This window comes from Methylobacterium sp. A54F, from assembly GCF_053346035.1.
Window position 1 is genome coordinate 39,493 of the sequence record NZ_JBKFBF010000005.1, and the last position, 13,933, is coordinate 53,425.

The 13,933-nt window shown below is 72.9% G+C and carries 15 protein-coding genes; 13 read left to right on the forward strand and 2 right to left on the reverse strand.

All coding sequences use genetic code 11. The features are described from left to right. The first annotated feature begins 151 nt into the window (after positions 1 to 151). The 3 genes from ACLBXP_RS09895 to ACLBXP_RS09905 all read left to right on the forward strand — a co-directional run bounded on the left by ACLBXP_RS09895 (position 152) and on the right by ACLBXP_RS09905 (position 3,648). Positions 152 to 334 carry a YdcH family protein gene (locus tag ACLBXP_RS09895; protein WP_447667470.1) on the forward strand — a complete coding sequence of 61 codons (183 nt, stop codon included), beginning with the start codon at positions 152 to 154 and terminating at the stop codon, positions 332 to 334. A gap of 182 nt (positions 335 to 516) precedes the next feature. Beyond that, positions 517 to 2,463 carry a propionyl-CoA synthetase gene (locus tag ACLBXP_RS09900; protein WP_447667471.1) on the forward strand — a complete coding sequence of 649 codons (1,947 nt, stop codon included), beginning with the start codon at positions 517 to 519 and terminating at the stop codon, positions 2,461 to 2,463. A gap of 66 nt (positions 2,464 to 2,529) precedes the next feature. Further along, the gene (locus tag ACLBXP_RS09905) at positions 2,530 to 3,648 is read left to right on the forward strand and encodes an NADH:flavin oxidoreductase/NADH oxidase (RefSeq protein ID WP_447667472.1); all 1,119 of its coding nucleotides are present in this window, start codon (positions 2,530 to 2,532) and stop codon (positions 3,646 to 3,648) included. A gap of 6 nt (positions 3,649 to 3,654) precedes the next feature. Here the strand turns inward: ACLBXP_RS09905 and ACLBXP_RS09910 are convergent, their stop codons facing one another. Continuing rightward, entirely contained in the window at positions 3,655 to 4,413 is a 759-nt protein-coding gene (locus tag ACLBXP_RS09910) for a phosphodiester glycosidase family protein (RefSeq protein WP_447667473.1), read from the reverse strand. Positions 4,414 to 4,627: 214 nt separating this feature from the next. Here ACLBXP_RS09910 and ACLBXP_RS09915 point away from each other — a divergent pair, with 214 nt between their 5' ends. Beyond that, the gene (locus ACLBXP_RS09915; protein ID WP_447667474.1) at positions 4,628 to 5,134 is read left to right on the forward strand and encodes a hypothetical protein; all 507 of its coding nucleotides are present in this window, start codon (positions 4,628 to 4,630) and stop codon (positions 5,132 to 5,134) included. A 52-nt stretch (positions 5,135 to 5,186) separates the two neighbouring features. On the opposite strand, the gene ACLBXP_RS09920 is transcribed toward ACLBXP_RS09915, so the two are convergent. Further along, on the reverse strand, positions 5,187 to 5,618 hold the full coding sequence (locus ACLBXP_RS09920; RefSeq protein WP_447667475.1) for a DUF4174 domain-containing protein: 432 nt from the start codon (positions 5,616 to 5,618) through the stop codon (positions 5,187 to 5,189). A gap of 127 nt (positions 5,619 to 5,745) precedes the next feature. On the opposite strand from ACLBXP_RS09920, the gene ACLBXP_RS09925 reads away from it, so the two are divergent. The 9 genes from ACLBXP_RS09925 to ACLBXP_RS09965 all read left to right on the forward strand — a co-directional run bounded on the left by ACLBXP_RS09925 (position 5,746) and on the right by ACLBXP_RS09965 (position 13,846). Then, the gene (locus ACLBXP_RS09925; RefSeq protein WP_447667476.1) at positions 5,746 to 6,762 is read left to right on the forward strand and encodes an NADP-dependent oxidoreductase; all 1,017 of its coding nucleotides are present in this window, start codon (positions 5,746 to 5,748) and stop codon (positions 6,760 to 6,762) included. A gap of 202 nt (positions 6,763 to 6,964) precedes the next feature. Beyond that, a complete protein-coding gene (ssb, locus tag ACLBXP_RS09930; RefSeq protein WP_447667477.1) occupies positions 6,965 to 7,498 on the forward strand; it encodes a single-stranded DNA-binding protein in 534 nt (177 codons plus the stop codon). Between the two features lie 206 nt (positions 7,499 to 7,704). Then, entirely contained in the window at positions 7,705 to 9,264 is a 1,560-nt protein-coding gene (locus tag ACLBXP_RS09935; RefSeq protein WP_447667478.1) for a winged helix-turn-helix domain-containing tetratricopeptide repeat protein, read from the forward strand. Between the two features lie 349 nt (positions 9,265 to 9,613). Next, complete coding sequence (locus tag ACLBXP_RS09940) at positions 9,614 to 9,892, forward strand: hypothetical protein (RefSeq protein ID WP_447667479.1); 279 nt, start codon at positions 9,614 to 9,616, stop codon at positions 9,890 to 9,892. 115 nt (positions 9,893 to 10,007) lie between these two features. Further along, positions 10,008 to 10,133, forward strand: coding sequence for a hypothetical protein (locus ACLBXP_RS09945; RefSeq protein ID WP_447667480.1), 126 nt, complete (start codon positions 10,008 to 10,010; stop codon positions 10,131 to 10,133). Position 10,134: 1 nt separating this feature from the next. Further along, on the forward strand, positions 10,135 to 10,371 hold the full coding sequence (locus tag ACLBXP_RS09950; RefSeq protein ID WP_447667481.1) for a hypothetical protein: 237 nt from the start codon (positions 10,135 to 10,137) through the stop codon (positions 10,369 to 10,371). A 168-nt stretch (positions 10,372 to 10,539) separates the two neighbouring features. Further along, entirely contained in the window at positions 10,540 to 11,229 is a 690-nt protein-coding gene (locus tag ACLBXP_RS09955; protein ID WP_447667482.1) for a trna delta -isopentenylpyrophosphate transferase, read from the forward strand. Positions 11,230 to 11,267: 38 nt separating this feature from the next. Beyond that, positions 11,268 to 13,538 carry an SF1B family DNA helicase RecD2 gene (recD2, locus tag ACLBXP_RS09960; RefSeq protein WP_447667483.1) on the forward strand — a complete coding sequence of 757 codons (2,271 nt, stop codon included), beginning with the start codon at positions 11,268 to 11,270 and terminating at the stop codon, positions 13,536 to 13,538. After that, positions 13,535 to 13,846: a hypothetical protein gene (locus tag ACLBXP_RS09965; protein WP_447667484.1), complete on the forward strand. Its 312-nt coding sequence runs from the start codon at positions 13,535 to 13,537 to the stop codon at positions 13,844 to 13,846. The genes recD2 and ACLBXP_RS09965 overlap by 4 nt, the downstream gene beginning before the upstream one ends. The last annotated feature ends 87 nt before the right edge of the window (positions 13,847 to 13,933 follow it).

A 13,933-nucleotide genomic window follows, 5' to 3' on the forward strand; every position in this document is an offset into this window, starting at 1 on the left:
CGAGTTCCGAGGTCCGCGTCGAGCGGGACCATGCGCCAGCGCCCCGGCGCCGGCAAGCATTCAGCAAGCTTGGCCACCGGAATCGCTTCGACAGCCGGCTCATCCTGTGCCAGATTCGGTGCGTCGGAACGATGACAGGAGGAATCGACTCATGTCGCTGCAGACGCATCTGAGCCAGCTCACCCGGAAGCACGAAGCCCTCGAGCGTGAGATTCAGGAAGCGATCCATAGGCCCGCGGAAGACGATCTGAGGATCGCCGAGCTCAAGCGACGGAAACTCCACCTCAAGGACGAGATCAACCGGCTCCAGGCCTCTGCCGACACGATCCACTGACCGGCCACCAGCCCAACAGTCCCTAAGTTCCGCCGCCGCGCCGTCCCCGACAGCGTGGCGGTTTTGCGTTCCGGGGGCCATCGCCTTCGCGCGCGCGCCTGCTACAGAGGGATTCCCCCTGCTCCGCAGGGCCAAGAGGCGGGCACCGCAAGCCCGCCCGGTGAGGACGCTCCGAGGCCCCCATGAACACGCAACCCCGAACCGCATCGCTGCCCGGCCGCTACGCGGAGGTCCACGCGGCCTCGCTCGCGGACCCGGAGGCGTTCTGGCTCGAGGCGGCCCGCGCCATCGAGTGGGACGGCGCGCCGACGCGCGCCTTCGACCCCGAGGCCGGTGCCTACGGCCGCTGGTTCCCGGACGCCCGCCTCAACGCCTGCCACAACGCCGTGGACCGCCACGCGGACGGCGCCAGGGCCGACCAAGCCGCGATCCTCTACGATTCGCCCGTCACCGGCACGAAGCGCGCGATCACCTACGCGGCGTTGCGCGACGAGGTCGCGACCCTCGCCGGGGTGCTCGCCGACCTGGGCGTAGGGCCGGGCGACCGCGTGGTGCTCTACATGCCGATGGTGCCTGAGGCGGTGTACGGCATGCTCGCCTGCGCCCGCCTCGGGGCGATCCACTCCGTGGTGTTCGGCGGGTTCGCGGCCAACGAGCTCGCCGTGCGGATCGAGGACGCGCAGCCGAAGGTGGTGCTCGCCGCCTCCTGCGGCATCGAGCCGAACCGGACGGTCGCCTACAAGCCGCTCCTCGACGCGGCGCTCGCGGCCTCGGCGCATAAGCCGGCCGCCTGCCTCATCCTGCAGCGTCCGCAATGCGCCGCCTCGCTCGAGGCGGGGCGCGACCGGGACTGGGCCGAGGCCGTCGCGGACGCGAAGGCGGCAGGCCGGCGCGCGGATTGCGTGCCCGTCGCCGCCACGGACCCGCTCTACGTGCTCTACACCTCGGGCACCACCGGCAAGCCCAAGGGCGTGGTGCGCGACACCGGCGGCTACCTCGTGGCGCTCGCCTGGTCGATGCCGAACCTCTACGGCGTGCAGCCCGGCGAGACCTACTTCTGCGCATCCGACATCGGCTGGGTGGTGGGCCACTCCTACATCGTCTACGGCCCGCTCCTGCACGGCTGCACCACCGTGCTCTACGAGGGCAAGCCGGTCGGCACGCCGGACCCCGGGGCCTTCTGGCGGGTGATCGCCGAGTACGGCGTCGTCTGCCTGTTCACCGCGCCTACGGCGCTGCGGGCGATCAAGAAGGAGGATCCGGGCGGCGAGCGGGTGCCCGAGCACGACCTCTCCGCCTTTCGGACCCTGTTCCTCGCCGGCGAGCGGGCGGATCCCGATTCGGTGGCCTGGGCCGAGCGGGTGCTCGACCGGCCGGTCATCGACCACTGGTGGCAGACCGAGACGGGCTGGCCGATCGCCGGCAACCCGGTCGGGCTCGGCCTCCTGCCGGTCAAGCACGGCAGCACCTGCGTGCCGATGCCGGGCTACGACCTCCACGTCCTCGACGAGGGCGGCAAGCCGCTGCCGCGCGACACCATGGGCACGATCGCCCTGAAGCTGCCGCTGCCGCCGGGCTGCCTGCCGACCCTCTGGGGCTCGGACGAGCGCTTCAGGGCGAGCTACCTCACGACCTTCCCGGGCTACTACGACACCTCGGACGCCGGCGTCGTCGACGCGGACGGCTACGTCACCGTCCTGGGGCGGACCGACGACATCATCAACGTTGCGGGCCACCGCCTCTCCGCCGGCGGCATGGAGGCGGTGCTCGCCTCCCACCCGGACGTCGCCGAGTGCGCGGTCATCGGCATCCGCGACGCGCTGAAGGGCGAGGCGCCCTGTGGGTTCGTGGTGCTGAAGGCGCGGGTGGAGCGCGACCCCGCCGAGATCGAGCGGGAGCTCGTGGCGCTGGTGCGCGAGCGCATCGGCCCCGTGGCGGCCTTCAAGCTGGCGCTGACCGTGCCGCGCCTGCCCAAGACCCGCTCGGGCAAGATCCTGCGCGCCACCATGAAGCGCATCGCCGACCACGAGCCCTGGACCATGCCGGCGACGATCGACGACCCCAGCGTGCTGGAGGAGATCGGAGAGAGCCTCGGCGCCCGGGGCATCGGGGGGAATGCCCGGGGATAACGCCCCTGGCGCGCCGGCGAACCCTGCGCCACATAGCGCCCACCCGCGTCCCGGAGCCCGCGCACGATGACCGCACGCCTGTTCGAGCCCCTGACGCTCGATGCCCTCACCCTTGAGAACCGCATCCTGATCGCGCCCATGTGCCAGTACTCGGCGCGGGACGGCGCCGCCACCGACTGGCACATGATGCATCTCGGCCAGCTCGCGATGTCGGGCGCGGGGCTGCTGACGCTGGAGGCCACCGCCGTCTCGCCGGAGGCGCGCATCACCGCCTGGGACCTCGGCCTCTACGACGACGCCACCGAGCGGGCGCTGGCGCGCGTCCTCGGCGCGGTCCGCGAGTACGCGCCGATCCCGGTCTGCATCCAGATCGCTCATGCGGGGCGCAAGGCGTCGAGCGAGGCGCCCTGGCGGGGCGGGGCGCAGATCCCGCCGGAGGCGCCCTACGGCTGGCGCACCGAGGCGCCCTCGGCGCTGGCGCACGGGGAGGGCGAGGTGCCGCCCCACGCCCTCGACGACGCCGACCTGAAGCGGATCCGCGAGGCCTTCGTGGCGACGGCGCGGCGCGCCGTGCGCCTCGGCATCGAGGCGGTGGAGCTGCACGGCGCTCACGGCTACCTGCTGCACCAGTTCCTCTCGCCGCTGGCCAACCGCCGCACCGACGCCTACGGCGGCAGCCTGGAGAACCGGATGCGCTTCCCCCTCGAAGTCTACGAGGCGGTGCGCGACGTGGTGCCGTCGGGCCGGCCGGTCTGGCTCCGCGTCTCGGCGACGGACTGGGTGGAGGACGGCTGGAGCCTCGACGAGACCGTGGAGCTCGCCCGGGCGCTGAAGCAGCGCGGCTCGCCGGCGATCCACGTTTCCACCGGCGGCGTCTCGCCCAAGCAGGCGATCAAGCTCGGGCCGGGCTACCAGGTGCCCCATGCCGAGCGCATCCGGGCGGAGACCGGGCTCGTCACCATCGCGGTCGGCCTGATCACCGAGGCGCGCCAGGCCGAGGCGATCCTCGAAGAGGGCCGCGCCGACGCGATCTCGCTCGCCCGCGCCATGCTCTACGATCCCCGCTGGCCCTGGCACGCGGCGGCCGAGCTCGGCGCCCAGGTGCGGGCCCCGCACCAGTACTGGCGCTCCCAGCCCCACACCCTCAAGGACCTGTTCCGGGACGCCAGCTTCGGCCAGCGCTGAGGGGCTTCAGCGCGACACCGCCCCCACCAGCGGCCCGAGCGGGCGGCTGAGGTCCGTGCGCTTGAGGGCGGGGGCGTAGAGGCTCGACACGCTCCCGTCGAGGAAGAGGGCGTTCGTGCAGCCGAGGTCGTCCTTGAACAGGCGCGCGAAGGCGCCGAAGCTCACGGGCCGCTCGGAGATCGCGAAGACGGCGGTGCGCCCGCCGTCGCGCACCCCGACCCCGTTGCGGATCTTCTGAGACGGGCCGTCCGTCGAGATCTTCGGGTGGATGTGCCCGTCGATCACCAGCATCGGGCCGGACTGGGTGGCGAAGTCGGGCTTCACGCGCGCCTTCAGGTAGCGCCCGGTCTCGAGCACGCCGGCCCGGTCGCCCTTCACGTAGAAGATGCCGTTCGGCTTCAGGTGGAAGTTTCCCGGACCGTTCGCGGTCGAGACGCCCTTCATCTCGCGGCCCTCCTCGACGTAGAGGCCCACCGGCGCCTGGCCCTTGTCGTACATGCCGGCATTCATCGCGAAGCCGAGGGAGGGACCCTGCTTCTCGGCGAGGTTCGAGAGGGACGAGTAGGGAAGTCCGTCCGGGCCGAGCCAGAACAGGCGCACGTGCTGCTGCTTCAGGTCGACGATGCACACCGTGTAGGTCTCGCCCTCGGCCTGTGCCGACCGGCACGGGGTGGCGGCCTGGGGAGAAGCCGGCGCCGCGCGGGCGGGGCCTGCCGCCTCCGCCGTCAGGGCGAGGAGCGCGAGCAGGGCGAGGCGTGGCATCATCGGGCGATCCGGGGGTGACTGGCGAGTGACAGGCTCTTGCGGGCGATTGGCACAGGTTTTCGCCCGAAACCCGCGTCCTGTTCAAGCGATCGACCGGCCGGCGGGGGCCGCACACGGGAACGTGCCCGCCCCGCGGCATCGGCGCCCTGAACCGTCGAGGACGGTTGCACGTTTCAGCCGGACAGGGGCGACGACCCTTCCAGGAGTGGACGTGATGAAGCGTATTCTTCTTGCCTCGGCGCTGTCGGTCGGCGCGCTGGCAATGCTGCCCGCGGCGGCCGACGCCCGCGGCTTCGGCGGCGGCGGATTCCACGGCGGTGGGTTCCATGGCGGCGGCTTCGGCGGCGGCGGCTTCCGGGGCGGCTTCGGGGGTGGCGGCTTCCGGGGCGGGTTCGGCGGCTACCGGGGCGTCGGCTTCGGCGGCTACCGCGGCGGCTTCGGTGGTTACCGGGGTGGCTTCGGCGGGTATCGCGGCTACGGCTATCGCCGCGGCTTCGGCTACGGCCTCGGCGGCCTGGGTCTCGGCGTCGGCCTCGGCCTCGCTGCGGGCGGGCTCTACGGCGGCTACGGTGGCTACGGCTACCCGGGCTACGGCTATGGCTATGCCCCGGTCGGCTACGGCGGCTACGATTACGGCTACGGCGGCGGCTGCTACACGGTCCCGCGGGTGCGCTGGACCCCCTACGGCTATCGCCGGGTGCTGGTCGAGCGCTGCTACTGAGCCATCGATGGTATGAAGGGGGCCGCCGGAAGGCGGCCCTTTTTCGTGCGCGTCAGCGGCCCCGCATCTCGTCGCGGCGCATCGGCATGGCGTCGATCGTGGCAAACAGCTTCTGCGGCGGAATCGGCTCGGCGGCGCTGAGCTTGGCGCCCCCGTCCTTGCCGACGAGCACGGCCCGGAATGCGTCCTCCGGCAGGCCGAGGTGCCGGCGCAGCGCCACCGCCTCCGCCCCGGGCCCCACGGCCTCGATCACCACGAGCGCACGCTCCGCGGTTCCGGCCCGCGCGGACGCCAGGGCCTCCCGCTGCGCGCCGAGGCGCGGGTCGCCCGCCTCCGGCGCGGACAGAACCAGCACCCGCGCCTTCCAGCGATAGCCCTCCAGGCGGTCCCGCGGGCTCGCGGCGCGCGCGGTCGCGGCGAGGCCGAGGATCGCGGCAAGCGACAGGGCGGCAAGTGCCGCCGCGCGGTATCCGTGACGGCCCATCGGTCCGGTCTCCTCGACGCGCGACGCGCCGGCTGCGGGCTCAACGCGCGGCGCGCGAAACGGTTTGCCCCGGGGCGCGGGCGCCCCATCTCGGTGGGCAGCCCCCTCGCGTTTCCGGAGCCCAGCCATGGCCGCCATGAACCGCCGCATCGTCCTGGCCTCGCGCCCGCACGGCGAGCCGACCCCGGCCCATTTCCGGCTGGAGGAGAACCGCGTGCCGAGTGCCGGGGAGGGCGAGCTCCTCCTGCGCACCCGCTACCTCTCCCTCGACCCCTACATGCGCGGCCGGATGAGTGCGGCGAAGTCCTACGCCGAGCCCGTGGCGATCGGCGACGTCATGGTCGGCCAGACGGTGAGCGAGGTCGTGTCCTCGGACAATCCGAAGTTCCGGGAGGGAGATCTCGTGCTCGCCCAGGGCGGCTGGCAGGACTACCTCGTCTCGGACGGGACCGGCCTGCGCAAGGTCGACCCCGGGGCGGCGCCCCCGAGCACGGCGCTCGGCATCCTGGGGATGCCCGGCATGACGGCCTATACGGGCCTCCTCACCATCGGCGACCCGAAGCCGGGCGAGACCGTGGTGGTAGCGGCCGCCGCCGGTCCGGTGGGCTCGCTCGTCGGGCAGATCGCGCGGCTGAAAGGGGCCCGTGCGGTCGGCATCGCGGGGGGCTCGGAGAAGTGCGCCTATCTCACCGAGGAGCTCGGCTTCGACGCCGCGGTCGACCACCGCGGCGAGAACCTGCGGGAGGCCCTGGCGGAGGCCTGCCCGAAGGGCATCGACGTGTATTTCGAGAATGTCGGCGGCCCCGTCTTCGAGGCGGTGCTGCCGCTCCTCAACGACTTCGCCCGCATGCCCGTCTGCGGGCTCGTCTCGGCCTACAACGCCACGGCGCTTCCGGACGGGCCGGACCGCTCGCCGGCCCTGATGCGGATGGTGCTGACGAAGCGCCTGCGCATCCAGGGCTTCATCGTCTGGGACTTCGCCGACCAGGCGCCGGCCTTCGCCCGCGACGTCGGGCAGTGGCTGCGCGACGGGCGGGTGAAGTACCGCGAGGATCTGGTGGAGGGCCTGGAGAACGCGCCCGAGGCGTTCATCGGCATGCTGCGCGGGCGCAACTTCGGCAAGCTCGTCGTGAAGGTCTCCTGAGGCGGGGACGCCGGCCGGTCCGGCCCCGCGCCGGGCTTGTCCTCAGCGACGAACAAATGTAGAACAGAACGGTCCGCAAACCATGTGTTTTGCGGGAACAAGCCGACCGCGCGGATTGCGGCGGGTCCGCGCTGAGCCCAAGGATGGGTGGCGGCCGGCTTGCTCGGAACGGCCCTGTGAGATCGACGGCAAGGAGAGAGACATGGCGGGCAGCGTGAACAAGGTGATTCTCGTCGGCAACCTCGGGCGGGACCCCGAGACGCGGCGGCTCGCCTCCGGCGACCCCGTGGTCAACCTGCGGCTGGCCACCTCGGAGTCCTGGAAGGACAAGGCCTCCGGCGAGCGCAAGGAGAAGACCGAGTGGCACTCGGTCGTGATCTACAATGAGAACCTGGCCCGGGTGGCCGAGCAGTACCTGCGCAAGGGCTCGAAGGTCTACATCGAGGGCCAGCTCCAGACCCGCAAGTGGACCGACAACTCGGGCGTCGAGAAGTACACGACCGAGGTGGTGCTTCAGCGCTTCCGCGGCGAGATGACGATCCTCGACGGGCGCGGCGGCGGTGGCGGCGAGTTCGCCTCGGAGGACGAGGGCGGCGGCCAGATCAGCCGCGGCGGCGACTTCGGTGGCGGTGGTGGCGGCGGCCGCTCCTCGGGCAGCGAGCGCCGGGCCCCGGCCGGTGGCGGCGGTGGCGGATCCCGTCCGAACTACGACCTCGACGACGACATCCCGTTCTAGGCCGCGCAGGCCGATCACCGGGATTGCTGCGGGCCAGGCCCCGGGACGTCGCAGAGACGTCCCGGGGCTTTCATCGCGTGGCGGGTCACGGCGGGCAGCCGCGAATTGCCTCCCGGCCCGCGTGGGGTATCCTCCGCTCACCCGTGCGGAGCCCGCCTCCGCCGCGAGGGGAGGGCCGGGATGGGCGCCGGACGACGCGGATCGCCATGATCGACAGCATCGCGCTCGCCGACGTCGTGGTCGACCTTCGCCGCGAACAGGTCACCGGGCGCGACGGGACGCGGCGTGACCTGCGCCCCCGGGCTTTCGCGGTGCTGCGCCGGCTCGCCGAGGAGGCGGGCGACCTCGTCGACAAGGACGCGCTGCTCTCCGATTGCTGGCCCGGGGTGATCGTCACCGAGGATTCGCTGACCCAGTGCATCTCGGAGATCCGGCGGGTCCTCGGGGCGGAGGCCCGCGACCTGATCCGGACGGTGCCGCGCCGCGGCTACCGGCTGATCCTGCCCGAGTCCGCCCCCGCCGCGCCGGCGGAGTCCCCGGAGCCGGCCGGTGCGCCCGCGCGCTTCTGGCCGAGCATCGCGGTCCTGCCCTTCGACGAGTTCGCGGAGGGGCCCGGCGGCTACGGCGCCCTCGGCGCGGGCTTCGCCGAGGACGTCATCACCGAGCTCGCCCGCAACCGCAGCCTGACGGTGATCGCCCGCCAGAGCGCCTTCGCGGCGCGGGCCGCCGGCGGCACCGCCTCCGACATCGCCCGGCTCCTCGGTGTCCGCTACGTGCTGGAGGGCAGCATCCGGCGGGCCGGCGAGCGCATGGTCGTCACCGCCCGTCTCGTCGAGGGACCGAGCGACGGCGAAGTCTGGGCGGAGCGCTACGCCTTCGCGGCCGCGGAGGTGTTCGCGGTGCAGGACGAGCTCGTCGCCCGCATCGCCGGAACCCTGTTCTCGGGCCTCCAGAGCAGCGCCCAGGCCGCGAGCCTGCGCCAGGCGCCGGCGAGCCTCGACGTCTACGCGCTCACCTTCCAGGCGGTCGCGCAGATGCTGCAGCTCACGCCCGCGGGCGTCGTCGCCGCCCGGACCGAGCTGGAGAACGCCGTCGAGCGCGACCCGGATTATCCGGTCGCCCGGATCGCGCTCGGCTTCTGCCTCGCGACGGATGCCGGCATGGCGATCTCCGGCACGGTCGGGCCGGATCGCCTGCCCGAGGCCATCGCGGGAATCCGGACGGGCATCGAGCGCGACCCCGCGATCCCGGTCGGCCATCGCGCCCTCAGCTACGCCCTGCTCCTCGCCGGACGGCACGGCGAGGCGCTGATCGCCGCCGAGCGGTGCATTGCGCTGAGCCCCGGCGACGCGACGAGCCTCGCCTTCCTCAGCCTCGCCCGGACGGCGGTCGGCGCCTACGACGCCGCGCTCGCGAGCATCGAGCGCGCGATCGGCCTCAGCCCCCTCGCACCGGCCTTCTTCCAGGGCATCGCCGCCGGCCCGCTCTACGCCCTCGACCGCTTCGAGGAGGCGGTCAGGCTCACCACCGAGGCGAGCCACCGCAACCCGGGCTACACGATGGCCCACGCCATGGGCGCGGCGGCGGCCATCGCCCTCGGTCGCCGCGACGAGGCACAGTTGCGCACCGCCGAGCTGCTGCGGCAGAGCCCCGCCTTCCACATCGGGCTGCCCCGGGTCGCGCAGGCCTACGGCCAGGACCGGGCCATGACCGAGCGGCTCGCGTCCCATCTGCGGGCGGCGGGCCTTCCGGACCGAGCGGCCTGATCCGCAGCCTTCGGCGGCCCCCGAGCCAACGACCGAGTTCGACGCGGCCCGCGCCCCCCGGGTCGCGCGTCCTCGCGCGGGCCGCCGGCGCCGATCAGCCGCCCTCTCAGAAAACCTCAGCGTCATTTCAGAACGGTTCGGCGCGCCTTCAGGATTCCGGGCGGGGAGGAGGGTAGGGTCAATACAGATGAGGACGACAGAGACCGAGCAAAACAACCCAAGCTCTCAAGTCTCTCTTCCACATCCGGCAAGCATACCGGCAGCAGAAACGACATCGATACACGTCGTTCGGCAGATCGGGATACTCGCCATCACCCGAAGCAACCCACGATCCCAATGGAGACCCGACATGACCCTTCGCATCACCGCCACCGTCGCCCTCGCGCTCTTCGCCACCGCCGCCACCGCCGGCGAGACCCGGACCGTCACGGCCTGGGGCCACGACTTCCAGGTGCGGACGTTCGGCGAGCCTGCCGCCGCGACGATCCAGGCCCCCGCGCGCTACGCGGTCCTCGGCCGGGCCCCGGCATCCCGGTCCTCCTCCGAGGTCGTGTCCGGGCCCGTCGCGCAGCCCGCCGACCGCACCCTCAACGTCTGGGGTGCCCGCGTCTCGGCGCCCGGGCACTGAGGCGACCGAAAGCTCGGCCGGATGCGGGACGAGGCCCCCGCATCCGCCCCGCCCGATGCGGCGGCCCCTCCCGGGCCGCCGGGGACAATCCCCGAACCCGCCGAAGGAGGCTGCCGTGAAGCGCTCGAACGAACGCCGGGCGAAGTGCGCGGTCCTGCGCGCCCTCGACCGCCTGCTCGCGCAGCGGGCCCCCATATCCGGAACCCCAACACCCGAAGCTCTCGCATCCGAGGAGGCCTGAGATGGAGACCGAAGCCCTCCTGAGGCCCGCCGCGCTGCAGGTCTGGCACGTCACCGCGACGGGGCCGAGGCTCGCCGCCCGAGCCCGCTTCGCGACCCTGGCGGATGCCATCCGCCGCGCCGCCGACTACGGGCCCGACGATGAGGCCTGGGTCGTCACGGAGGAGGGCGACCTGCTCTCCCCGACCTGGATCCGCGGATACCGCCACGGGTCGATCGATCGTGCGACGGCCGCCTGACTGCGCCCGGTCAGCGACGAAACGGCGCGAACGCGTTCGCGCCGCAGATGACCGGCAAGCCTTGGCACGCAAGCCCGAAACGGCTACATATCCACAGGAACAAATCGCGAACAAACGTGGCCGTGGGGCGGGTTCTTCCGCTGCGGCGGTGCGTCGGGAGCCAGATCCATGCGGACGGCCGACAAGCAGATCGCCGACATCCTGGTGCGCTACGGCGAGCCCTTCGGGGGCAACGTCTGGCGCGTCCAGGGCACGGCCGTGATCTATCACAAGACGCTGGAGCGCATCGCCGCGCAGGCCGGCATCGCGTTCGACCCGCCGACCATCATCCGGGCCGAGCGGGACGAGGCGGTCATCCTCGTCACCGGACGCCTGCCGGACGGCAAGGCCGGGACGGAGCGGGTGGAATGGTCGCTCGGCGAGGCGCTGATCAACGTCAACTACCGGGTGTCCGGCAAGCAGGCGGCCTACGTCTACGCCATGGCCGAGAAGCGGGGTAAGGACAGGGTCATCCTCAAGCTGATCGAGCTGCACGGGCTCGTCTACTCGGAGGAGGAGGCCGACGAGTTCCGCCAGGGCCACGCGCTGCCGATCCGCGCCGTGGACGACGCCTTCGAGGCGGCCGAGCCCTTCGACGAGGTGACGGAGGCCGAGGGCGACCTCAAGCGCCGCATCGACGAGGCCGAGACCATCAACGCCGTCACCGACCTGATGCTCGACGGGGAGACGCAGGGCATCCTCGCGCGCTTTCCGGCGGGCACCCGGGACGAGGTGCGGGACTACGCCAAGGCCCGCCTCGTCGCGCTCGGCTGGCCGGGCCGCAAGGAGCGCGGCTCCGGCCGGCGCTCGGCCGCCTGACCCGCCCGCTTGACAGGACCGCGTGAGCGTCGCGTCCCATGAACCGGATGGTGCGTCCCGAAGACCTGCAGAACGGCACGCCGGCGGAAGCGCTCACGGGCACCGTCGAGCGCGTCACGTTCCACAGCCCGGATACCGGCTTCTGCGTCCTCAAGGTGCAGGTGCGCGGCCGGCGCGACCTCGTCACCCTGGTCGGGCACGCCCCGGCGATCGGGGCGGGCGAGTGGATCGCCGCGCAGGGGCGCTGGGTCTCCGACCGCTCGCACGGCCTGCAGTTCCGGGCCGACACCCTCCGGGCGACGCCGCCCACCGGCATCGAGGGCATCGAGCGCTACCTCGCCTCGGGCCAGATGCGCGGCATCGGCCCCGCGATGGCGAAGGCGATCGTGGCGGCCTTCGGCGAGGACACCTTCGCGGTCATCGAGGCCGAGCCGCACCGCCTCAGGGAGGTCACGGGCGTCGGGCGCAAGCGCGCCGAGCAGATCCTGCGCGGCTGGGCCGAGCAGCGGGCGGTGCGCGAGATCATGGTGTTCCTGCACGCGAACGGCGTCGGCACGGCCCGGGCGGTGCGGATCTTCAAGACCTACGGGCACGAGGCCATCGCGGTGATGCGGGAGGACCCCTATCGCCTGGCCCGCGACATCCGCGGCATCGGCTTCCGCACGGCCGACGCCATCGCGATGCGGCTCGGGCTCGCCCCCGAGGCCCCGAAGCGGCTCGCCGCCGGCATCGCCTACGCGCTGCAGACCGCCATGGACGAGGGCCATTGCGGTCTGCCGGTCGACGACCTCATCCGGCTGGCGAGCCGCCTTCTCGAGGTGGAGCCGGCGCTCGTCGAGGCCGCCGCCGCCTTCGCAGTGCGGGCGGCCGAGGAGGTGGTGGCGGACGAGCTCGACGGCCGTCCCTGCCTGTTCCTCAAGGGCCTGCACGGGGCCGAGCGGTCCATCGCCGAGCGCCTCGTGGCCCGCGCCGCCGGGGCTCCGCCCTGGGGGGCGATCGACCTCGACCGGGCGGGGCCCTGGGTCGAGGCGCAGACGGGCAAGACCCTCTCCCCCTCGCAGCGGGAGGCGGTGCGCCTCGTGCTCTCGCAGAAGCTGTCGATCGTCACCGGCGGCCCCGGCGTCGGCAAGACCTCGACCCTCGATTCCATCCTGCGCATCCTCGTCGCCAAGGGCGCGCGGGTGCTCCTCGCCGCCCCGACCGGCCGGGCCGCCAAGCGGATGTCGGACCAGACCGGCATCGAGGCGAAGACGATCCACCGGCTGTTGGAGGTCGACCCGCGCAACGGCGGCTTTTCGCGCGGGCTCGACAACCCGCTCGCGTGCGACCTGCTCGTCATCGACGAGACCTCCATGGTCGACGTGCCCCTGATGAACGCGCTCCTCAAGGCGGTGCCCGAGCCGGCGGCGCTCCTCCTCGTCGGCGACGTCGACCAGCTTCCCTCGGTCGGCCCCGGCCAGGTGCTGGCCGACCTGATCGCCTCCGGGCGCCTTCCGGTGGCCCGCCTCACCGAGGTCTTCCGCCAGGCCGCCGAGAGCCGGATCGTGGTCAATGCCCACCGCATCAACGGGGGCCGGATGCCCGAGGCGCCCCCGCGGGGCGCTGAGAGCGACTTCTTCCTGATCGAGGTGGACCACGCCGAGGCGGCGCTGGAGACCCTCGTCGAGGTGGTGACGCGGCGCATCCCCGCCCGCTTCGGCCTCGACCCGGCGAACGAGGTGCAGGTGCTGACGCCGATGGTGCGGGGCAGCCTCGGCAGCCGCAACCTCAACCAAGAGCTTCAGCGCGTGCTGAACCCGAACCCGCCCGCCGCGGTCGAGCGCTTCGGCTGGCGCTTCGCGGTCGGCGACCGCGTGATGGAGACCCGGAACGACTACGACCGGGAGGTCTTCAACGGCGACCTCGGCCGGGTGGTCGGCATCGACGCCGAGGCCGGGATCCTCACGGTCGACTTCGAGGGGCGGGCGGTCGCCTACCCGTTCGCCGAGCTCGACACCCTCAACCCCGCCTTCGCCACCACGATCCACAAGAGCCAGGGCTCCGAGTACCCGGCCGTGGTGCTCCCGGTGACGCTCCAGGCCTGGACGATGCTCGCCCGCAACCTGCTCTACACGGGCGTCACCCGCGGCCGCCGCCTGGTGGTGCTGATCGGCGAGCGCCGCGCCCTCGCGGCGGCGCTCCGCGGCACCCGCGCGCGGGCCCGCCACACCAAGCTCAAGGACTGGATCGGCGCCGCCGCGCACGACCTGCGCCTCATCACCACCGAAACCCGCACCGAAACCCGCACCGACGAGGACCCGACGCGATGAACGATCGCTCCTTCACCATCGAATCCTTCGGCTACACCACGACCCGCCTCGTGCGGCGCGACGGCGTCAAGGTCGCCATCCTGTTCCCGCCGGAGGGGGAGGGCGCGCCGTTCCAGCTCTACCCCCACCCCGACACGTTCCCGGGCCTTGGCTTCGCGGGCCTGCCGGCGCCCCTGCGCCCGGAATTCATGCCCTTCGCGAGCCTCGCGGAGGTCGAGACGTTCCTCGGCATCGGCCGACCGGCCGCTGCGGCCCCCCGGAAGCGGGCGCTGCGCCGCGCCGCGACCCCGGAGAAGCTCGCGGCCTGAGGGGAGGCCGACGCCGGTCGGGCCGGGGCGCGGCGGCCGGCCCCCGGGGCGAGGGGAAGAGGCCGGAACGGGGGCACCGGTCCGCCC